This window comes from uncultured Roseobacter sp. (assembly GCF_947488185.1).
In the GTDB taxonomy this organism is placed as follows: domain Bacteria; phylum Pseudomonadota; class Alphaproteobacteria; order Rhodobacterales; family Rhodobacteraceae; genus Roseobacter.
Map to the genome: position 1 here is coordinate 40,789 of NZ_CANKYM010000007.1, position 20,492 is coordinate 61,280.

General features: G+C 56.3%; 16 protein-coding genes. 9 read left to right on the forward strand and 7 right to left on the reverse strand.

Annotation, left to right across the window (positions count from 1 at the left end; genetic code table 11):
- Window positions 1-41: 41 nt before the first annotated feature.
- From Q1A52_RS21250 to Q1A52_RS22900, 9 genes are all read left to right on the forward strand, one after another.
- The gene (locus Q1A52_RS21250) at window positions 42-389 is read left to right on the forward strand and encodes a hypothetical protein (RefSeq protein ID WP_300019773.1); all 348 of its coding nucleotides are present in this window, start codon (window positions 42-44) and stop codon (window positions 387-389) included.
- Window positions 390-1,403 (forward strand): type IV secretion system protein, encoded by a 1,014-nt coding sequence (locus Q1A52_RS21255; RefSeq protein WP_227364354.1) that lies wholly within the window; start codon window positions 390-392, stop codon window positions 1,401-1,403. It begins immediately after the preceding gene.
- The gene (locus Q1A52_RS21260; protein ID WP_300019774.1) at window positions 1,400-2,065 is read left to right on the forward strand and encodes a virB8 family protein; all 666 of its coding nucleotides are present in this window, start codon (window positions 1,400-1,402) and stop codon (window positions 2,063-2,065) included. Before Q1A52_RS21255 ends, Q1A52_RS21260 begins: the two co-directional genes overlap by 4 nt.
- Before the next feature lie 3 nt (window positions 2,066-2,068).
- Window positions 2,069-2,800: a TrbG/VirB9 family P-type conjugative transfer protein gene (locus Q1A52_RS21265; protein WP_300019775.1), complete on the forward strand. Its 732-nt coding sequence runs from the start codon at window positions 2,069-2,071 to the stop codon at window positions 2,798-2,800.
- Window positions 2,801-2,803: 3 nt separating this feature from the next.
- Window positions 2,804-4,225, forward strand: a complete 1,422-nt coding sequence (locus tag Q1A52_RS21270) for a TrbI/VirB10 family protein (protein ID WP_300019776.1) — start codon at window positions 2,804-2,806, stop codon at window positions 4,223-4,225.
- Window positions 4,222-5,208, forward strand: coding sequence for an ATPase, T2SS/T4P/T4SS family (locus tag Q1A52_RS21275; RefSeq protein ID WP_300019777.1), 987 nt, complete (start codon window positions 4,222-4,224; stop codon window positions 5,206-5,208). Before Q1A52_RS21270 ends, Q1A52_RS21275 begins: the two co-directional genes overlap by 4 nt.
- Before the next feature lie 232 nt (window positions 5,209-5,440).
- Window positions 5,441-6,634: a pentapeptide repeat-containing protein gene (locus Q1A52_RS21280; protein ID WP_300019778.1), complete on the forward strand. Its 1,194-nt coding sequence runs from the start codon at window positions 5,441-5,443 to the stop codon at window positions 6,632-6,634.
- A gap of 359 nt (window positions 6,635-6,993) precedes the next feature.
- Window positions 6,994-8,013 carry an IS110 family transposase gene (locus Q1A52_RS21285; protein ID WP_300019779.1) on the forward strand — a complete coding sequence of 340 codons (1,020 nt, stop codon included), beginning with the start codon at window positions 6,994-6,996 and terminating at the stop codon, window positions 8,011-8,013.
- 777 nt (window positions 8,014-8,790) lie between these two features.
- Entirely contained in the window at window positions 8,791-9,474 is a 684-nt protein-coding gene (locus tag Q1A52_RS22900) for a DUF4157 domain-containing protein (protein ID WP_367278083.1), read from the forward strand.
- A 356-nt stretch (window positions 9,475-9,830) separates the two neighbouring features.
- Here Q1A52_RS22900 and Q1A52_RS21295 read toward each other — a convergent pair whose 3' ends face one another.
- The 7 genes from Q1A52_RS21295 to Q1A52_RS21325 all read right to left on the reverse strand — a co-directional run bounded on the left by Q1A52_RS21295 (window position 9,831) and on the right by Q1A52_RS21325 (window position 20,258).
- The gene (locus Q1A52_RS21295; RefSeq protein ID WP_300019781.1) at window positions 9,831-10,571 is read right to left on the reverse strand and encodes a hypothetical protein; all 741 of its coding nucleotides are present in this window, start codon (window positions 10,569-10,571) and stop codon (window positions 9,831-9,833) included.
- A gap of 180 nt (window positions 10,572-10,751) precedes the next feature.
- The gene (locus Q1A52_RS21300; protein ID WP_300019782.1) at window positions 10,752-12,302 is read right to left on the reverse strand and encodes a hypothetical protein; all 1,551 of its coding nucleotides are present in this window, start codon (window positions 12,300-12,302) and stop codon (window positions 10,752-10,754) included.
- 181 nt (window positions 12,303-12,483) lie between these two features.
- The gene (locus Q1A52_RS21305; RefSeq protein WP_300019783.1) at window positions 12,484-13,938 is read right to left on the reverse strand and encodes a UvrD-helicase domain-containing protein; all 1,455 of its coding nucleotides are present in this window, start codon (window positions 13,936-13,938) and stop codon (window positions 12,484-12,486) included.
- The gene (locus tag Q1A52_RS21310) at window positions 13,931-15,685 is read right to left on the reverse strand and encodes an ATP-dependent endonuclease (protein ID WP_300019784.1); all 1,755 of its coding nucleotides are present in this window, start codon (window positions 15,683-15,685) and stop codon (window positions 13,931-13,933) included. Before Q1A52_RS21310 ends, Q1A52_RS21305 begins: the two co-directional genes overlap by 8 nt.
- 172 nt (window positions 15,686-15,857) lie before the next feature.
- Window positions 15,858-17,774, reverse strand: coding sequence for a type IV secretory system conjugative DNA transfer family protein (locus Q1A52_RS21315; protein ID WP_300019785.1), 1,917 nt, complete (start codon window positions 17,772-17,774; stop codon window positions 15,858-15,860).
- The gene (locus Q1A52_RS21320; RefSeq protein WP_300019786.1) at window positions 17,774-19,681 is read right to left on the reverse strand and encodes a relaxase/mobilization nuclease domain-containing protein; all 1,908 of its coding nucleotides are present in this window, start codon (window positions 19,679-19,681) and stop codon (window positions 17,774-17,776) included. Before Q1A52_RS21320 ends, Q1A52_RS21315 begins: the two co-directional genes overlap by 1 nt.
- Window positions 19,674-20,258, reverse strand: coding sequence for a helix-turn-helix domain-containing protein (locus Q1A52_RS21325; protein ID WP_300019787.1), 585 nt, complete (start codon window positions 20,256-20,258; stop codon window positions 19,674-19,676). Before Q1A52_RS21325 ends, Q1A52_RS21320 begins: the two co-directional genes overlap by 8 nt.
- Between the last annotated feature and the right edge of the window lie 234 nt (window positions 20,259-20,492).

Genomic DNA, 20,492 nt, shown 5'->3' on the forward strand with positions numbered 1-20,492 from the left:
GAGTGGCTCCCATTTCCCTGACCGCGCTTGCGCTGGTCTGCTTGCCTCTGACGCTGAGCGCTCAAACCTCCCAAGGCGGGTTCGAAACCATGGCGCAACCCACCGAAGACCAAACAGAATGCAAGGCCCCGCGACCGCCAAAAGAATTGGATTCGTTTGCCTATGTCAGGAATGGGTATCGCGAGATCTTGCGCATCGACGCATACCAGACAGCAATTCAATCTGATGTCTGTGGATGCCCCTTCAACGAAATTGATTGGTCACTCGTCGTCGGCATTTCCAAACAATATGTGACCTCAGACAATCCAAAGCTGCCTTTCGATGTGATCGACCTACGAAGCCAGGCCGATGGCCTGGAAGCGGAGTTCCTCGACATTTGCGGTAACTGAATGGGAATCATCACAGACATCCTTGAGCAGGTCGATGACGCAATCGATTCCGTCGCCGAAGCCGGTTTTGTGGAGGCTGCCGGGCAAGTTGGAGACGTGCTTGGCGTTGGCTCTGTGCTCCTTCTCATCATTCTTGGCATCAGCGTTGTCACGCAGTTGCGCCCTATGACTTTTGGCAGCGCATTCGCATTCGGATTGAAAATATCGTTGATTGGAATCTTCGCTCAGAGTTGGGAAAACTTTGAAGTTATCTACCGGATCGTTTCGGACGTCCCAGAGGCAATCGGATCTCGTATTCTTGCCTTGACAGCCACCGGTGATGAAACCGGAGTCTACGAAAGCCTCGACAGCATGGTGAACCGGATCACCGCCTATGGTGACGCCATCGGCGACCGTGCAGGCTGGGTGTTTGGCGCAGTGCTCGGAGCGATTTTCTTCGTTCTGTCCGCCATCTTCGCAGCCGTCACCGCCGGGATCATCGCCTACGCGCGTATCGTTTTCACACTGATGATCGTTATCGCGCCCTTCATGATCCTGACGTCGCTCTTCAAACCGACCCAATCGCTTTTCGAAGCCTGGACCCGTGCCACCATCGGCTATGCCTTGATGCCAGTGGCCGCTGCCGGAGCCGCCGGGATCATCGTCGCCATTGCTGAGTCTATTGGCGACGCCTCCGCCGACCCGGACAACGTCGAAACGGTTAGCCTTATCTTGCCGTTCCTCGTGATCTTGCTCCTGTCAGCTGGCGTGATGGCCGCCGTCCCTTTCATCGCATCCAACCTCACAGGTGTCATGGGCATCGCCTCGAATGCGATCGGTCTGACGGGATTGGCGCGACGCGGCGTGGTCAACGCTGGAGAGTATGGCGCGGGTGGTGCCGGACGCATCTTGACCGGCAGGACACCCTACGAACTCCGGCGCGATGTCAGCGGTGCGGCCACGAAGAGCAACGAATTGATCCGACGTACGCCTGCCGCCGCGCTCGCTCTGACAAAATCCTTTCGCAAGACATGACCCGCGCGGAGTTCGATCAGGACGCCTTCGAGGCCGACTTCATCTTTGGTCCACGCAGGCGCGAGCGTTTTGCCTATTTTGTCGCCGCCGCTGGTGTGATCGTCGGCGTGGTCGGTTTCATGGGAGCCGTTGCTTTGTTCCCGCTCAAGACGGTCGAGACCTTCGTGGTCGTCGTCGACAAGGAAACTGGCGAAATGGACCGTGTTGCCGCTGTCGAGGCGCTAAGCCTCGATGAGAGCGATGCGATCATTCAGGCCAACCTGGTCGCCTACGTAGATGATCGTGAAACCTACGATCTGACCGACGGCGAAGAGCGGATTAATTCGGTCTTGCAAAGATCTGACGAAGACGCCGCGCGCACCCTTCGCGATCTTTGGTCTTCGACCAATCCTGACTATCCGATCTCGGTCTATGGACGGGACGCGAAGATCGACGTGGTCATTCGGTCTGTGAACCAGGTCGAACCCGGGGTGGCGCAGGTGCGGTTCACGAAGACACTTCGAAAACCGCGTGACAACAGGACTGTGACACGGCCCTACGTCGCTACGCTGCGCTACGAGTTTCGCCCGGAAACCCGTCAGCGGTTGCAGCAGGTCTGGGCCAACCCGCTCGGGTTTGTCGTCACGTCTTATCGTGTCGACGCCGAAACGTTGGAGAACTGAGTGATGAAGCTGCGCACCGCCCTGCCCTGTTTGCTTTTGGCTCTGGCACCTTCCCAAGTGCTTTCGGAAGCCACGCCTCAGGGTGGGCCGAAAGATATCCGCATACGATATGCGGTCTACGACGAGCAGCAGGTGTTCCGTATCGAGACGGATCTGCGGCACTCGACCACGATCCAGTTTGGCGACGGGGAGCGGTTCGAGGCTGTAATCGTGGGAGACACCGAAAGCTTTCAGGTCGATCCAATTCCCGAGCTTGGCAATGTGCTGACGATCAAGCCGCATGTCCAAAATGCTTCGACCAACATGACCGTGATCACCAACCGTCGTAGCTATGCATTCCATCTCCGGGAAGGCTCGATTCCAGGTCGCACGGGCATGTTCTTCGAAGTGCGGTTTCGCTACCCGGGCGAAGAGCGCCTTGCCACACTGACGAACGCACAGCCCAAAGGGCTCAAAGCGCCGCGCAACTACAACTACAAGATCGCCGGCGAAGGCGACTTTCGCCCGGCCACGGTCTATGACGACGGTCGGTTCACCTACTTCAGTTTTCCCGAAAGCGGACGGCAACCCGCGATCTTCAAGGCTGACAACCGCGGTCGCGAGCGCACGGTCAATTGGACCCAGAACGGCAACACCGTCCGCGTCTCCGGTGTCAACGACTTCTGGACACTGCGGCTCGGTGAAGAAGCGCTCTGCATCTACCGAGACACCTCCGCGAAATACGTGAGCAACTGAGCCATGTCGGATGATCCCAACCTGAAGAATCGGCTGGATACATTCAGCAAGGCAAAACGCTCCAAACCCAGATCGGGATTCGGTGTCTCTGCCCTGGCGCTCGCTCTCGGCCTCGGCGGTGCGGGCGTTGCGTATTTCCTGGCGACTGACTGGCAAGCGGATCCAGACCAACTAGAGACTTCGGATGTCGAGCCGTTTCAGAATGACGGTCTCTCAAATGGTGGTCGGCTGGAATTTCCTGCCGATGAAGCGGACCAGCGCGTGAATGATGCCCTTATCGCTGTGGAAGAAGCCCTTGAGGCCCCCGAGCCGATCCCGCCCGCGGCTGAGCCAAGCGTAGATATCCTCGCCGAACTGGCTGAGCTTCGCGAAGCACTAGCCGTTACTCAAGCCGAGCGAAACGCCGAGATTCAGTCAGCCGTTACCGAACTGCGCAGTGCCTTCGCAGATCAAGCACAAGCCCTCGAAGCCGCTGTCGCGGAGCGAGATGAACAACTCGCGGCCCTGGAACGCGACAGCGAGACCCGGCTGAACTCTCTTCAGAGTCTTCTGGAGGCAGAACGCGCGCAACGCGAAGCCCTTGCAGCGGAACGCGCCAATGACGCCCTGATCCGCGACCAACAGCTTCTCGAGGAACGTCGCAGACAGGAAGAGGAGCAAAAGCGCCGCGAAGCCGAACAGCAGGCCGAACAACTATTGAGGGCCCAGATCCAGTCTCCTGCCGTGGTCTATTCGACAGGATCATCGGTCTCGGCACCAAACGCCAGCGGCCTGCAGAACGGCGCGTCAGGCGCAGATATCCCACTGAATGAAAACGAAGCCTATCTCAGAGGCGCGGCGCGGCCGCTTGAAATCGATGAGGCGGCGCAGATGGAGCGACCCGAACGCACTCTCGCGCAAGGGTCCGTCATACAGGCGGCACTGCAAACGGCCATCAACAGTGATCTGCCCGGAAACGTAGTCGCGGTCGTCGCGGAACCTGTCTACGCGTTCTCCGGCGACGCAGTACTGATCCCGCGAGGCTCGCGGTTGTTCGGGCAATATCGATCTGGTGTGGAAGTGAACCAGAAGCGCATCCTCATTCTATGGACGCGCGTCCTCACGCCGGACGGTACATCCATGCAGATCGCCTCAGTCGGGGGTGATCGACTCGGACGCTCCGGCCTGACCGGTTTGGTGGATACGAAGTTCGACGAACGCTTTGGAGGAGCTGCTCTGATATCGATTATCGGCGCGGCCCCCGCAGTCGCCGCCAATTCCACGGAAGACGAAGTGACCCGCGAGGTTCTGGAGGAGGTCGGCAATGATCTCGAAGACGCGACAAGTTCGGTGATCGCCGATCAGGTCTCGATCTCGCCAACCATCTACGTCGATCAGGGGGCCATGGTAACCGTACTGGTCGATAGGGACATCGTGATCTATTGAGCGAAGCGTCCCTCCCCTCCTCGTATCTCGAGCAATACCTAGAACCCTATCGCGATTTGATCCTGAAGGACGACATCATTGAGTTGGCGATCAACCCGGATGGTAATGTCTGGATCGAACGCCAAGGTGCCCACGCCATGGAGAGAATTGACCGCACTGTCGAGGTGGCCGCAGCAGCAAATCTGGCTGCCACATTGGTTGGTGATGCGCGCGCGCGAGTGTCGCAGAAGTCGCCATTGGTTTCAGGTAAGATCGACTACCTTGAGCGCCCGCTACGCATCCAGGTTGTTGTGCCACCCGCGGTAGAACACGGCGCAGCGATCTCCATTCGACTATTTGGCGTTGGTGGCCAGACAACCTTCGATCCTGTGTATCTGTTCGGGAAACCGGTCTCGCTCGATGATCGGCGGCAATCGAGACTCTCAGAAGTCGAGGAAATTGCAAAGAGCGACCTCTCCAGAGCCTTGTCGTCGCTCGTCCGCCATCGTTTGAATCTTTTGGTCAGCGGTGGGACGTCCACCGGCAAAACCACATTCGCAAGGCATCTGCTGAAATCGGTTCCGGACGACGAGAGGCTTATCACCATAGAAGACGCCTTCGAGCTTTTCCCTGGTCAGCCAAACACCGTTTGCCTGTTGTCTGAGCGGGTTCCGACATCTCAGCGTTCAACAAATGCTCTGCTACAGGCGAGTTTGCGCATGCGCCCGGACCGCATCGTTGTGGGCGAGTTGCGCGGTGCTGAAGCGCTTACATATCTGGAAGCCATAAACACGGGTCACGGCGGATCGGTGACGACAATCCACGCCGAAACCGCTGAGCTGGCGATAGATCGGTTGGCGATCATGGTCTTGCAGGCCGGGACACCTTTGACCTTCGCCGAGGTACAGAGCTACATCCGACGGTCGATAGATGTCATTGTTCAGCTGGGACGCGACAGCGGTAAACGCGGCGTCTCAGAGGTCCTGGTTGTTGGGACACGCTGACGGCCCACAGCCGACACGCTGTGTCATCGCTGCGATCGCGCCCGCATAGCAGACATTCACTGCAAAGGCGAAACGTGAGGTGGGTCGAACTCACACTTTGTCTGGCATGGTTTACGAGAAATCCCCACCCCTGAATGTGGGCTGCACAGCAGCGCCTTTTGCGGCTCCTAGATGAAACCTCGTGGTTCTTAGTTTAAGAGAAACACACGACAATGCACTGGAGAGCAGCAAAATGAGGAATGATAGGGCAGACGTATTTTTTATAGTCGCGGCGCTCACACTGGTCATTGGCGTGCCGGTAGCGCTCTTTGCCGTCTACTATTTTGCCGAAAGTGTCCAGCTTATCGCGGCCGGTGTTCTGCTTGCCCTTGTGATCGTGGCAGCATTCGGTCTGATGGTCGCGCGCTATAAAGATCAGATCTTCGCTTATCTGTTACAAAAGCCAGCACGCTTCGCCGCCGATCTTAGCGAGCCGGCCAGCTCGGCGCTCGATAACTATGCCCAAGGAGATAGCGCAGCGGGCAAGGCGCAGCTTGAGATTTTTTTTCGTGGTATAGTTACTCATTACACATGGGTTCAGACGAGGCGTTGGATTCTAGCAGCCGCTACAGGTCTGTTGATCGGGTTTGGTACATTGGTCGGTTCAGCACTTCTGAAACAACAGAACGACCTGATTACAAGGCAAAACTCTTTTTTTCAGGAACAGATCGCACAACAGCAAAGGCAGCTGGAGCTTCAACAGGCGATATCAAATCAGACGATAAGAAGTGAAGCTATCCGTAGAATTTATGGCTCAGAATTTGCGGGGAACCCTCGCGTAAAAGCTGAAGCCCTTCGCTCGCTCCTCACTGTTGAACGTCTGCGCGCAGCTACAGACGAGAACTCCTTAGTCACTGGCTATATCAATCTTCATGATGCGGATTTGTCGCGGGCTTGGCTAGAGAATGCAGACCTGGAAAAAGTAAGCTGGCGCGGTAGCACGCTCGACAGAACCAATTTCAGTCTCACAAGGCTCAGTGACGCGGTTTTCATGTTCAACCGCCTGCGTGGGGCGGCGTTTCTAAGTTCTGATCTTACCGGAGCCAATTTCGCGTTTTCTGATCTATCAAAAGCAGTACTGGCTGGTGCTAATCTGAGCAATGCCATGTTCAATCAAAGCGATCTCACCGGTGCTGACTTGAGCGGTGTCAATTTGTCAGAAACCTCATTCTACCGAGTAAACTTATCTGGTGCTGACTTACAGGGCATAGAAGACTGGAGAAACATTGCCGGCATTGAGGAAACAAATATCTTTGGCATTCGAAACGCACCTGAGGGCTTCATGGAGTGGGCTCTATCCAACGGTGCGATATCGGAAGAAGGGGCTCTGTCGGACCTTTGGGAACGGGGCGAAGAAGAACGCGCCGTACAGGAGACCGTTGATTAATTACGGTGCCCAGCTTCTTTTAGGAGCCTACGCCGTAAGAAGGGCGCCACTACAATTGCCCGAGCCGGCATATAGAACTGGTCCCCCTAGCCGGTGTACTGATAGGGACGGCCCATTCCAGACCTTGAGCTCGGTGTTCGAATGCTGCGGACGCAGCCCGCTTACCGGCCATTCGCGGCGAGAGCAAAATTTTTAAGTCTACGAACTGGAAAGATGCGGCCCATAGGAGACGTTGAAAACTCAACTTTGATGCTGCGACCGCAGTCCGCATTGCGGATGGGGTGGATGGCTCCTGCTCCCCCGGCGTCGTAATGCGCCATACTGCAGTTGTCTATCACTGCTAGGAAAGGAGCCACCCAATGCAGGTTACAACAGTCGGCCTAGATTTGGCCAAGAACATCTTTCAGGTACACGGGATCTCAGCGGACGGAACCGTCGCGTTCAATAAATCACTCAGGCGCGCACAGCTGTTGGACTTCTTCAAGAACCTTGAGCCGTGCCTCATTGGTATAGAAGCCTGTGGATCGAGCCACCACTGGGCGCGGCAATTCCAGAAGCTGGGCCATGAAGTCCGGCTGATGCCTGCCATGTATGTGAAGGCCTATGTCAAACGTGGAAAGTCTGACGCGATCGATGCAGAGGCGATCTGTGAAGCCGTCACGCGCCCTACGATGCGCTTTGTCGCGATCAAGACTGAGGAACAGCAAGGTGTCCTGTTCCTCCACCGCGCCCGAGACATGGTTGTGCGGCAGCGGACCCAGCTCAGCAACATGTTGCGCGGGCTGTTAGCCGAATTCGGGATTGTGATTGCTCAGGGAATTGGTCGAGCCGTGAAGTTTGCAAAGGCGGTGCTGGACGGCGACCTCCCGAGCATTCCCGATGTCGCCATCGATGTGTTGACGAACCTGTGCAACCAGATGGTTGCTCTGCACTTGCGTATTCTCTGGTACGACAAACGCATCCTCCTTGAAGGTCGAAGAGACCGCCAGGTCATGCTATTGCGAACCATTCCCGGTGTTGGCCCCGTAACCGCCTCGGCGATTGTCGCGACCGCGGGCAACGGGCATCAGTTCCGCAATGGACGAGAGTTTGCTGCTTGGCTGGGACTGACGCCTATCAACAGATCCAGCGGCGGCAAGGAACGCCTCGGGCGCATCTCAAAAATGGGAGACAGATACGTCAGACGCCTATTGGTGGCAGGCATGACGGCACGACTGAGACACATGAAGGATAATCCGGACCTCGCCGATCCATGGGCAATCGCCCTGTTGGAGCGAAAGGCTCCAAGGTTAGCAACCGTGGCCATGGCCAACAAAACCGCTCGGATCGTTTGGGCCGTCCTGACACGAAAAGAACGCTACCAAAGCCACGCAGCATAAACGGACAAAAGGAACATAAGAGACGCAAGACCATTGAGATGATGGAGCCATGTCAGCCCGCCAACCAAGACACCCCGTCGAATGTCAGGGACACGAGGTTGTCCGTATTGCGGTTTGGGACTTGGTCAGCGGAAACCATCAGGGCCAGCAGCCATGTGTGCTGCGCAAACAGGCCGGACACACGACTGCATCTGACAGACGCTCGTATCAGCTCAAAAAATGTCTTGCTATGCAGGAGACATCCACACAGGACTTTCGCCGCAAGTACGGCGACTAGGACAGGTCGAGTTCACAGACCGCTGACCTGCTTGCCAACCGAAACGCAGAGTGCCCATCGATACTTTCATTGGCGACGGGCGATCAGGGAAGAGGAAGTGAACGCGCCCTTGTCGCCTTTGCATCTCGTTCGCGACGAAAAACGTGGCCGGATCAGAATGGGCAATGTTCTGGAAAATGAGATGAAGAACGGGGTGAACCAGTTTTTCCCTCGGTCAGAGCAACTCTAGTCCCCTCGGCACAGGTTCAAATCATCCTACGATTGTTGTACCATGGAACTTTATAGATTGGGAGAATCGTCAGATGCCCAAAGTCTTACTGCTAAGTTTCTTCACACTTTTGATTTTTGCTGCGCCATCTAATGCTTGGGACCCAATTAAAGATTTGACAGGTAGGCCACTGCACGAGCACTTGGAGCACGGAGCGAACGAGCTCTCTAACCTTCCAGGTAGTCTCCAACGATGCGTGGAAGATGTGGTGCAATGCACGGAAGACCAGATTATGCGAATTCCGTACGCTTCAATCTGGCCAATCATAGAAAGATACAAAAACCATCTTTACAACAGCGCAGACGGCAGGTGGAAGCGGCTGCCATCTGACCTTGTCCGCGACGCCCAACGATACTACCCCGAGATTGATCTTGCCAATGTTTCCTACGCTGAAAACATTGATACCCTGCATGGTCAGGCCATCACATGGCACTATAACATCTTCTTCCCGCGACGCATTGACCTCCGCCGAGCGGCTGATCTGGAATGGATGCTGCATGAGCTTGAGCACACGGTCCAATACGAGCGACGTGGCGGGGAACAGAAGTTCCTGAGCGAATATGTGATGAAAGCACCCGGGAAAGTTTTGGAGAGGCGGAATTTTAATGTCCACGACTACATTGACATTGAGAGAGCGGCAATCGTGAAGGGTGAACGAGTCTTTGAAGCTCTTACCGGGGAGCCCGCGAGGGCATCAAATCGGGGCAACTTTGCCTCCCAGTCGCCTAGCCGAAATGCTGGACCACAGGGCGGACAATCCAACGCCCGCCAAAATTTCACGCAAAGGCCTCAAGCAGCAAGAATCTGTTCGACGCCATTTGGTTCATGTCCGCTTATGTTTGGACCGCCAATGGTTAGAGGTTCTCAATGCTGGTGTAGCAACGGGTTTTCAACTGCTTATGGTGTCGCGCAATAGATATGACAAAGTTTTTAAACCGGTCTGGGGAGTGCTCCGTCATATGGATCACTTACCGTAAAGATCTTTCCGATCGTCAGGTCTGATAACGAGGTCCATTTCAAAGCCGAGGCAAAAATTCGGTTCGAGAGCCGCGCCTCCACTATTTAGCGAGCGAAGGGGGTCGGAATTGATTGACGATCATTTGGTAGCGATCAGCTTCCTGTTTGTTGGCCGCAAGGATCGGAGTCGTCGTATTAGCGAACCCGGCTTTTTAGGACAAAGGGCATCGCTTGGCGATGAAGACGGCCCACTGCTTCCGTTGGTCAAGGGCTGCTGATGCTACGCCGCGATCCGTAAAAGCGGACCTTAATGATTCAACCACGCTGAGCTAACACGGACTCTATCGTTGATCCATGTTTCTCAAGAAAACTCGCTTTGGCGCGATCCATTGCTGCCCGGGTTCCCTCGGTAGTTAGAGTGAATGCTTCTTTAGGAAAGATGTCAGCTTCCACAAACTCCTTCCAAAGGCGATCTCGTTCTCCATCGGACTGCAATCCGAGCAACTCGCAAAGCGAATCAAAAGGGCTACTACGACCGCAGATATGAATGAGTTCATCGTACTTTAGATCAGCACGAAGTATCACTTCACTTTGGCGAAACTTGAAATGGAAAAGCGCGTCAGAGTTTTCTCCCTTTCGATCAAGGAAGTGGTTAGCAGCGGTTCGAAACGAGGGGTCTTCCCAAAGGGCGCGTATGTTCAGCAAAACCTCGTTTGGGCCTGGGACGTGAGAGAATATGGCGGCAATCGTACCTTCGCGTGTTGGGTCCTTAAACTCTTGTGCGAACTTTTTCTCGGAGGTCCAACTGGCCACGCCTTCTGAAAGGAAACCATTTAGGAACAAGGGTCCTAAATCCCCGCCATTTTGGGGGTTGTTTGGGATTAAGAACCTCTTTCGGTAGCATGTTTCGCTAACGGTCTGGAAATCCTCGGATAGACCAGTTTCGGCGATCGCGGACTCTAGTTCGCCGGCAATCTCCAAACGCAGGTTGGCCTCCTCTCGCCATCCTTTTTGCCATCGACCCACAGCCGAAAGGAACCTGTCACTAAACGCCACTTGTTTCTCCTTTTCACAATACGCGGCCCAAACTTGCCGTCCAGACGCGGACCTCGTCGCCTCGTTGCAACCCGTCAAACCTGACTTCCGCCGCTCCGCCCAGCAAGGTTCACTTCTCCCGCACAATGACCGTTGCGCGCCAGACGCCATAAACGTACCGGGTGTAATGCTGATGGAGCGTCACATCTCGTCTTCAAAAACCGAACCGAAGTCTTCCAAGGCTTCGAATTTGCGTTCCGCTTTGGTGATCGGGTGTTTGGCATAGTGCTCGTCATAGACTTTCCCCAAACCCTTGGCATTCACCTTTGTGATAAGCGCGCGGACATCCGGTCCTGCCACCAGTTTGACACTGTAGCGCTTAGTCTCGTTGGATACGGCCTCGGCAAGTTGTAGCGCCTCCTTGGTAAAACCGCCTGATGTCCAAAACTCAACGGTGAACGCCCGGTTCTGCAGCGTCTCCTGCATGCGAAAATGTCTGTTAAGGCGACGTGCCTTGGTTCGGACCCAAGCCTCCAGCTCTTCGGCATCCACCTGATGCGTCGGCGCGTAGCCTTTGCATTCAATGAGCCGGACAGTTTCTGCAGAAACACAGAACACATCAACTTCGTACCGCTCATCAGTGTCGATGAAGACCTTTTTCCCGATATCGATTGAGCCGCAGCCTTGCAGTGTTGCGATATGTCCAACGATCAGTTCGAACAGCGCACCGCGCAGATTGCTTGCTGCCCCTTCAATGTGACCCAACTGATTGAAGAGGGTCTCGATGACTTCCGGGTTTTTGGCTGCAATTGCGCTGGCGTGACGAAGGGTTTCCAACAGGCCTGCCAGACCGCGCGCGACGTCGCGGCCAAAGAGAGCCGATGGTTTTGTTGCGATGATGCCGTTGGCGCGCAGTTCGTGAAAGGCATCAGGGTGGAAACCGTCGGCGATTATGACCGGAAGGAACGGCGGCAACCGCCGCATGGCACGCGAGCTTTCGCACTTGCGCAAAAACGCTTGGGCGGTCGCTTTGTTCAGTTCACCTGTATAGACATCCGCCACGAGGAAGCCCGGCTTCGGTTTGCCATCGGCGTATCGCACCATGGGTGTCAGGTAGCTGGGCGCAACTAGGTCAAAAGCGTGGGTACCAAACTGAGGGAGCATTTGGCCGCGCTCTCGAATGGCAACTTTGTTGTAGCTCACCATTCCGAGCTTACGAGCCCAGTCGGCAACCACGTCCAAGAGGACGCGCTGGACTGTGAGCTGCGCGGCATAACCGTCAAAGTCGACTGGAAAGCTCGAATGGTGGTGGAAGGCGACAACAGGTGTCTCGCCGATCGTGAGCTCGGTCAGAAACCCAATGCCCTTTAGGCGCGAAAGGACCGCATCGCTGCCCGTCTTCTTTTTTTGCTTAAGTGGCGCGCCAGATATGATCGGGAAGAAGTCTTTTGGAATGATTCCTCCCTTCGCGATCATAGCGGCAATTGCTGGCCCGTAGGTTGGGCTGCCTTCGGTCAGGGCTTTGTAAAGCCCGTCCCAGTATCGGTGGGTGCCGAAGTGCGTCTCATGAAAGTAGAACCGCGCGTTTTTTGGGAAGCTCAGTCCCGAAAGTGTCTTGATCGAAGAGGGTCTGCGCCTAAGCCTTTGACGAGCGGTCTCGGGTGAGAGACCCGATTCCTCGAGGTGTCGAAGGATATCCGAAGTAAGTTTTGGGCCCCCTTCTAAAAGGTATTTTGATATGTCTGCCGTCATGAAGGCTATATAGTGTCACACTGCGCTATTTATAAGAGAACTACATTAAGCAGCCGTGTTGTTTTTTACAGCGAAGGGCTCATTTGTTTACAATGGCTTAGCGGGAGACTCTCAAAACACCTGTCACGCACCTTGTCACACTAGATCTTGTACGACACAAGACTGACTGCTTCAAACATCGTTATTTTCCCCAAGAGACTTGGGGTAGAGATGACAATACAGTCACTGACTTCGTCGCCCGTGTAAGTGCGACATACCAATCCTCTTTAGTCATCCCATCGTACTCAACGATTATGACATGCTCGAATTCCAGGCCTTTCAAAAGGAGTGTACTACCTACACTCCTACGGGCGATATGGCGCCCCAAGTGACGTGCCCTAGCCTCGACATCCGCTGCTGCTTCTGAAAGAGGTGTTCCTGTTGTCCTTGATGTACGAAGCGCCGAAAGCATCATTCTGAGAAGTTCGCGGCGATATGGAAAAACGTCGCCTCGGGCCAACAGCCGTTCAATAAGGTCAGGCACATGAACCAATCCATCTGGCTGGCAAACGCTATCACCAATATCAATGAGATCACCGAACTTATTCCGACCGGCACGTTTGCCTTTTTGGTGAGCCTCAACAGATTTTGCGAAGTCGGCCCGAAGGCCAACAACGCATAGCTTCACGAACTCAAGAACTGCGGCCAACCTTTGAGCGTCGACTGCCTCCTCAATCGCCTTTGCATGCTTTGCGAGGGGCTTGCACGAAACAGGTTCGACGACGGCAAACATCTGCTTTGCTTGTTTCTCGGCAATCTTCGCCCGCGAGGCCTCAGATGCAGATTGCGCCACAACCACCAAGGTGCCTTCCAAATCCATTGTATCAAGGCAAATACGTGAGACCTTCCCTGACTTTGGTCCAGGAAGATTAGGTAGCCAGTGGCGCTGAACACCTTTTTCGTTAGCACGAAAATCCAAGGGCCCTCCGGCTTCAATCTGCGATCTTAACTCAATCAGTTTCTCGCCAAGCTCTGCATTCGCATTTTCCTTCTTCCAACGCCAGGGCGTGGTCAGCTTCGCGATATTGGGAAAGTCCTGTTCGACTACCTCGTACCAATCCACGACGCCATCAAATTCAAAGATAGACTGTAAAGGGTCCCCAAAAATGCAAACAGGCACGAGCCGCTTGAGTTCTACGAACAATTCATGCTGGCTTGCACTACAATCCTGATACTCATCAACGAAGACACAAGCGTAGGTGGCAAGGATCACGTCATCGATACCGTGCGAACCGAGAAGCTTTACCGCCGCAGGATAGACCGCTGACCAGTCCTTGTTGCTCTCTGGATTGGTAGTTTTGATCCCAGAGGTCTTTGGATAGCTTTTCGCAAACCGCAAGCTCCAACTAGCGATGGTATCGAGCCTATAAGAAGACGCGGGAACACTTAGCTTGCGTAACCGCTTACGCAATACGTCCACGCCTGCAAATGTATGGGTAAGAATGAGGCAACGTTTCGAAATCTCCGGATCACCGCTAATAGCTTTCACAGTCCGCACGATTTGCTCAGTTTTCCCACATCCGGCAGCCGCGATCACGCTGCCAGCTTTGGTCGCACGAATGATGGCCGTGACTTCCTCTTGGGAAAGCTCAGGCATCAACCCACTGCCTCACTTCATTTATCGTTTTGGCAAGTGGGGTCTCCGGAATGTCATTGAGACAACCGAAGACAATCTTTCCCATTTGCTCGCCGCGCGTCATGTCTTTGAACCATGATCGGTCTTCCTTGACGCCTGGTTTTGTTTCGACTTTGAGAGTGGCGGCTGCCGCCAACCAATTGCGATTTGCTTCTGAGTCAGCGAGTATGTCTAAGGCCGGACGATCAATGCCTGGCCCCTCCGGGGCAGCCAAGCAAAGGTTTTTCAGAACCCTACCTTCGCCGACGACTTCGAGCGCATAATCAACTATCGCCTGTACAGTTGCCCATGGAACGTCGAGAAAGACCCTGCGTTCGATATCACAGTCATCCAACCATTCAGCGACTTGGCCCCCAGCGTGCTTGATCTCCTGTTTGGTCGCTGCTGAAACCTCAACATCCGAGTCAAGCAAAATGAAGCAGCGGTAGCCAAGCCTTTGCATGTGCAGACAAAGCTTTACGGCATTGTCGTTCCCGCCACCGTCAATCGCAACGACACCTTGGTAAGCGAAGGACTCCTTGTCACCGGCGCACCAATGGTCGTCAAGGCCGCGCCAAAATCCGACCTCAGTTCTCCCCTCACCAATCAACAAGCGTGGAGCTAGGAACGCATGGGGATTAGACCGAACGTGCCGTTGTGCCGTATCCGCTTTTCCCTCCGTCGGCCGCGTGCACTTGACGGTAACACTGCCTGAGTTGCTACGAACGCAAAACAGTTCTGCAACATCCAATTCGCAAACAACAACTGGTGAATGGGTTGTCAGGAATGTTTGGTGCACGATAGGCGGCGCTTCGCCTTCCTGTGGAAATCCAGAGCGCAGATGACGCAACAAGCGCATTATGCGATGAGGTTCCAGCCCGAGTTCGAGCTCATCCACGAGAGTGATATTTTGAGTTGGGCCTGAATTTTGGACACCAGCCACCATGAGGCGCGACGATCCGCTACCGAGGGTCCTCAGCGGCATGCTGCCGTCATGCAGAGAAACTGCGCCTGAAGCCAGCATACCTGAATGGATATCCAATTGGGCTTCGTAACCTTGGGTCTTGGGAACCAGAAAATCCGCACTAACCTTCTCTGTCAGCTTAACAACATCATCGAACGAACTACGATCTCCGGCAGCGAATGATGCCTTTGCCTGCCTTACTGAACTGGCCAGCAACTCAGACGCGTTCGGCCCTTTCTCAAGCCTGGCGAGCACGGAGTTTCTACCCCATGTCAAATGGCGGTCCGCGTATTCCCCAAGCCGGTTAGGTGCGATCAACTTCGCGTCCTTGAAGCCAAAACGCGGCGGCTCACCTTCAAGACGTTCGTTGAAAACCTCCCATCTCCATTCAAGGGATTCGGGATCAAGCAACGCTTTCACTGTCAACGCCGCAAGATCTCCTTCTGCTTTTTCATCGTTAATTTTTTTGTCTGCCTCACTCCAACCGCGCAAAAAAAGCCCGTATTTGTGATCCACGATTAACTCCTCCGGAAGATCAACAAGCGTCAAGCAAATCTCAGGTTTGCTTGTTGGATCGCAACCAAATAGATCAGGATCACTTCCGGTGTAGCCAAAGCGTGGGTTTAGGCCGATCTCGATGGCGTCCAAGACCGTTGTCTTGCAGGAGTCACCCGGACCAATCAGACAATTCACATTTGGTGACGGCGACCATTCAAGTGATTTGATGCCTCGAAAATCTGAAATTGAAATGTGTGCAAGTCGCATAATGATAGAGCCCTGATAAACAGTGCGAATATTGTAGGTCGTGGCATGAGAGAAAAGCTAGCACCATCGCAATCTGCAAGCTACTGATGCAGGCGATCTCGGGTAGCAAACGTCCGCTTCTATGCCGTTGGTAAAATTGCTCTGCAGTTGCAGCGAATGACCGGTTTCCGCCCTATTGCCCATCCCCAAGCAGCGCGTCGATGAAGTCACCTTGCTCGCGGAAGACTTGCTCCCACTTTTCTGGGACCGGGTCCTCCCGATCCAAGATTTCCGGACGCAGCTCTCCTGCAGTGGTTTCATTCATTTGCGTCTGCATGGATCGCGATTGCCGTCGGCGTGCACGCTCGCTTGTTGCAGTGGATTCGACAGAGGCAGGATGCGATGTCGGAGGAGCGGGTTTCGGTTCTTCGAACCAGGGCCCTACGCCATCAACACGTGGGGGATAGGGGAAGTCGCGTCCCGCCTGGCGATCCGCCTGATTGATGAAAAAGGAATCCTCGAAGTATTTGATGCGCTGTGCGCGGATCGGGTGCTGCGGTGAGGCTAGGATGATCACCTCATCAGGATCCATGGTGCGCGCCTCGGTCTCGGAGAGGAGTGGACGTTCCTCCAGACGTGAAGTCGTTGAGGTCGCGCCCAAAATGCCCTTGTTGCGACCATACATGCGGGTCACCGCCTCCCGCGTGGTACTGCCGACGGCCGCCGAGACCTCGCGCACAGTACGCTGGTCGCGGGGGGTTATGTAGAGCTTGAGCCCCGCCCCGTTCTCAAGGCTTTCGCGCCCTTCGGGTCCGTAGATGCGATCGAGCGAGGCCAGTGACTGCGCAATCATCGCGACACGCCCGCCATAGGCGGCGAGCGAATGGATCGCCCGCTCGAGATAAGGCATCGCGCCCATTTGCTGGAACTCGTCGATCATCATCATGACCGGCCAGGGCTCGTCGGGACCCGGCTCGTTCTGCCGCAAACTGGCAATGAGATCCGCGAACATGAGCCGCAGGAGCGGTGCCAGCGTCGCGATGTGATCTTCCGACACCACGATGTAGAGCGCATGCGGTTTTTTCCTGAAGTTCGCGAACTCGAAGTCGCTTGCATCGGTTGCCGTCCGAACCGCCGGGTTGTCCCACTGCTTCAGACCGGCCGTCATCAAAGCCTGTATGTTGGACGTCAGCAGCCGCGATGACGCGCTGGCCGCGTTGATCCAAAGCTCGCGCACCGTCGCTTCCTTCGCCTCGTCCGCATACGCACTGTACTGTGCGTTCTTGTAGTCCCCACCGGTCACGATCTTGTTGACCTCGCCCAGTGTCGGCCTGCCGCGCTGGATCGCCAGAAGGCAAGCCGCGACGAATATCGATTTGCCTGCCTCAGAGAAGGTGTCGAGTGTCTTGTTGTCCTTGTCGAGGAAGAGGTCCGCCAGGATCGAGACTTCTGTGAACTGCTGGGCGAAACTGGGGGCGGCCGCGATCCGCGCGAGCGGGTTGTAGCGATGCGAACTGTTCGCCCAATCGAACGGGCTGAAGCGAAAGACCTCATCGCCGTTGAGCGCCCTGAGCCGCGCTGTCTTCTCGAAATTCTCGCCTTTCACATCCAGAACCACAACCGAACCTGCGAAAGACAAAAGGTTCGGGATCACGAAGCCCACGCCCTTGCCGGCCCGGGTCGGAGCCACCATCATTACATGCGGAATGTCGCTCGCAGAGATGTAGGGCGCCTTTGACGCGGGCTTTCCCAGCTTGCCGCAGACAAACCCGGGTCCCGGTGTCTGGAGCATGCCGTTCGCCTTGAGCTCACGTCTGGTCTGCCAATGTGCGGACCCGTAATCATCCCGGTCCTGCGCCCAGGTCCAGCTGAAAGCCAGAACCGCCAGTCCAATGGCCCCGAAACCGACGGCCCCAAACGCGACCTTGAACGCCTCGGGATGCGCGGCGCGCAGACCCGCGCTCGCCGTCCAGACGGCAAACATGTCAAACTCGGCAAAACCCGTTCTCAACGCCAGTGCGAGATAGAAGCTCGCCGCGATCGTGCCGAGGGCGGTTCCGCAGAGGGTACCCACTGGCACGGCAGCCCAGAGAGGAAGCCGGGTGCTCATCAGAAGCTGATCTCCTCTTCGAGATCGCGCGATAGCTCCCTGCCCCGCTGCATCTCGAGATGGGTGTCGCGGGCCAACGCCTCGACCTTGTCCTGCTGCAAGGCGGCGGCACGGTCGGTAAAGACCTGATCACCGGTCTCCTCATGCGTCAGCTCGAGGAATTCCTGCGTGACCGTGATCTGATCGATCCGGTTGGGAAGCACCTCTGCCAGCACCTCGTAATTGCCGCGCCGCAGCTCCCCAAGTCCCTCCTCGCCCAGCTCCTTGAAGAGTTCGGCCTTCAGCGTGCGTTCCACAGTCTCTTCCTGAGCTTCCGAGAGGGTGCCGTCACGCAGCATGTCCGCGAGGTCCTGCAGATACGGGTTTGGCCCACGGTCCTCGTCATCGATCACCTGCAAGTGGTCCGATGCGCGTGACAGACCCGTCGCTATGCCGAGCTCCTGCGCGCGCTCCAGCAATCGGTCCATGAACCGATCGACTGTTTCCAACGCGCGATCTTGTTGATCGTCGCTGGCCTGCGCGAGATCGATGCCATCCTTGGCCAGAACCGCCGCCATGTCGCGGTCCACCCAATCCTGAGCAAGCCCATAGTTCGTCGTCCCACCGGCTTCGATCCGGGCAGCCATCTCTTGCGGATCGAGACCGGCCCTTGCGGCATCCACCTTCAGGGCCTCGAGGACAGGGTCTTTGCCCGACGCGAGTGCCGCACTCAAACGTGCATCTCCTGCGCCTGGCGGATAGGGTTCGGTCAAGTCGCGCCCGAACCGGGCGCGGAAATCAGGATCCGGCACCATCTGCGAGAGATCACGAACGACACCCGCCGCCTTGGTCTCAAATCCCGGGCGTTCGGTGGCATCAAGTTCTTCTGCCTTGAGTCTTAGCGCTTCGATGGTTTTCTCGGCATAGTCGATGGCCTCACCGACCGTTCGAATGGTCTCCATATCGATCTCTCCTGCGGTAAATCTGTACGGCGTGTCCGAGCCGATTGAAGCCGCCATGCGGCGCATGGCATAGGCCAGGTGTTTGTGATCCATGCGATCCAGCACATCGGCAAGATTGCGGTAGTCCTTGGCAAAGCCCACAACCTGCGCCTTGGCGATGGCGCGTTCTTCGGGCGACAGCGCGATCTCGCACGGCAGGCGCGCCCCGTCCTTTGCCCGGTAGATCTCTGCGATACCTGGGGCCTTCTCGAAGATGCCGCGCTCGAGCCGGGTCGTGGCCTCAAGTATGACACCGTAGCGTTCGGCGATCTCCGCCTGCTTTTCCCGCATCAGCTGCGGCGACATCACGCCCTCCGCCCAACAGGAGAACCAAGTGCCGTTGGCGAGGCCCCGGTTGTTCAGCAGGATATGCACGTGCTTGTGCGCCCGGTCATCATGCACCGAGAGCACGTAATCCCACTGATCGCCGTAATCTCCGCTTTCGAAGAAATGCTCGGCCCAGTCGAGTGTGATCTCTCGCACCTGATCTACCGTGACGTCGGTCGGAAACGACAGCAGCATATGCGAGGTAAACCCGAGCTTCGTTGTGCCCCGCCAGGATTGCGCCCAGGCCTCCACAATCTCCGCCTTCTGCGCCTCGGTCAGCACGGCCTCAGCCGTCAGCGGGTTGGTCATCGTTGCGTAGGTGTAGACCGCCTTGTCGTTCACATAAGACAGCTGGTTGCCAAGGCTCTGCTTCGTCTTGCACCCCCCTGCCCTGATCCGCTTGAAGACCGCGGCGCGACTCTCCGGCACAACTGACTTCAGCAGATTGCGCGCCGAGGCCCGGCCCACGCGCTGGTAACTGCGACCCTGCCGCCGCCCTGCCAGCCGCGCGTCTATGCGCGCCTGACGCTGACCCTGGATGCGCTCCGTCTCCCAGAGCTTGCCCATGACGGCGTGATAGAGGGCGAGCGGCTCAGACATGGTCCACCAACTTCTCATGCGGGTCTGAAGCCTCGGGATCCGCCGCGTTCCACCCCACGCCCCGCCGCCGACAGGCCGACGCTTTCAGTGCGGCCAGATCGCGATAGGTGCGCTGCGCAAGATCATGTAGCGCGACAAGCGTTGCACGGTTCTCCGGCGACAGCGTCAGCTTTCCGCGTTGCACCGCCTTCGCCAGAACACGGCCGCTGTCTGCAACGTCTTGTGCCTGCTGCAACGTCTCCGAGAACGCCCGGAGATCGTCTCGCATCAGATCGAGCAGCCCACACCGGGCCCGCACAACCGCCTGCAAGGCCTGGCTGCGGCTCGTAAAGCCGCGGGCCAGCCAAGCCGCATCGAAGGCGGCCATTTCAGAGGTCGCCGCGCGGAAACTCACCGTGACCGAAGGGTCTCGAACCTCCTGTCCTTCGCCCCGCTCCTCCTTGGCCAGCCGGGTCACGTGCCGTCGCGATACACCGTAGGCCTCTGCCAGAACCTTCGGCGTCTCCCCGGCATGATAGCGCCGCGCGAGTTCGATCCGCTCTTCGAGCTTTAGGCGTTTTGGGCGTCCCGGTTTCACGTCTCAGACCCCTCGGACAAAAGTCGCAGACATTTGGCGTATCCTGCCAACGTCCCTCTCATTTCATCCTCAGGGATACATCAATGCGTGAATCTGCGCAATTTGTCTTTTTGCACATCGTGTCACTGCGCAAAATGCTGCCGAGTCGTCGGGATCAGTCTAGCATGGCCCGAAGCCCGCACTCATGCTGAGCACAAGAGTGAAGCAACTGCACCGAGGCGCCATCGATGCGGG

Bases quoted from the DNA above. Each gene is read 5' to 3' on its own strand.
- Q1A52_RS21255 (WP_227364354.1), top strand. From the start codon at position 390: ATGGGAATCATCACAGACATCCTTGAGCAGGTCGATGACGCAATCGAT.
- Q1A52_RS21260 (WP_300019774.1), top strand. From the start codon at position 1,400: ATGACCCGCGCGGAGTTCGATCAGGACGCCTTCGAGGCCGACTTCATC.
- Q1A52_RS21265 (WP_300019775.1), top strand. From the start codon at position 2,069: ATGAAGCTGCGCACCGCCCTGCCCTGTTTGCTTTTGGCTCTGGCACCT.
- Q1A52_RS21270 (WP_300019776.1), top strand. From the start codon at position 2,804: ATGTCGGATGATCCCAACCTGAAGAATCGGCTGGATACATTCAGCAAG.
- Q1A52_RS21280 (WP_300019778.1), top strand. From the start codon at position 5,441: ATGAGGAATGATAGGGCAGACGTATTTTTTATAGTCGCGGCGCTCACA.
- Q1A52_RS21285 (WP_300019779.1), top strand. From the start codon at position 6,994: ATGCAGGTTACAACAGTCGGCCTAGATTTGGCCAAGAACATCTTTCAG.
- Q1A52_RS22900 (WP_367278083.1), top strand. From the start codon at position 8,791: ATGCGAATTCCGTACGCTTCAATCTGGCCAATCATAGAAAGATACAAA.
- Q1A52_RS21300 (WP_300019782.1), bottom strand. From the start codon at position 12,302: ATGACGGCAGACATATCAAAATACCTTTTAGAAGGGGGCCCAAAACTT.
- Q1A52_RS21305 (WP_300019783.1), bottom strand. From the start codon at position 13,938: ATGCCTGAGCTTTCCCAAGAGGAAGTCACGGCCATCATTCGTGCGACC.
- Q1A52_RS21310 (WP_300019784.1), bottom strand. From the start codon at position 15,685: ATGCGACTTGCACACATTTCAATTTCAGATTTTCGAGGCATCAAATCA.
- Q1A52_RS21315 (WP_300019785.1), bottom strand. From the start codon at position 17,774: ATGAGCACCCGGCTTCCTCTCTGGGCTGCCGTGCCAGTGGGTACCCTC.
- Q1A52_RS21320 (WP_300019786.1), bottom strand. From the start codon at position 19,681: ATGTCTGAGCCGCTCGCCCTCTATCACGCCGTCATGGGCAAGCTCTGG.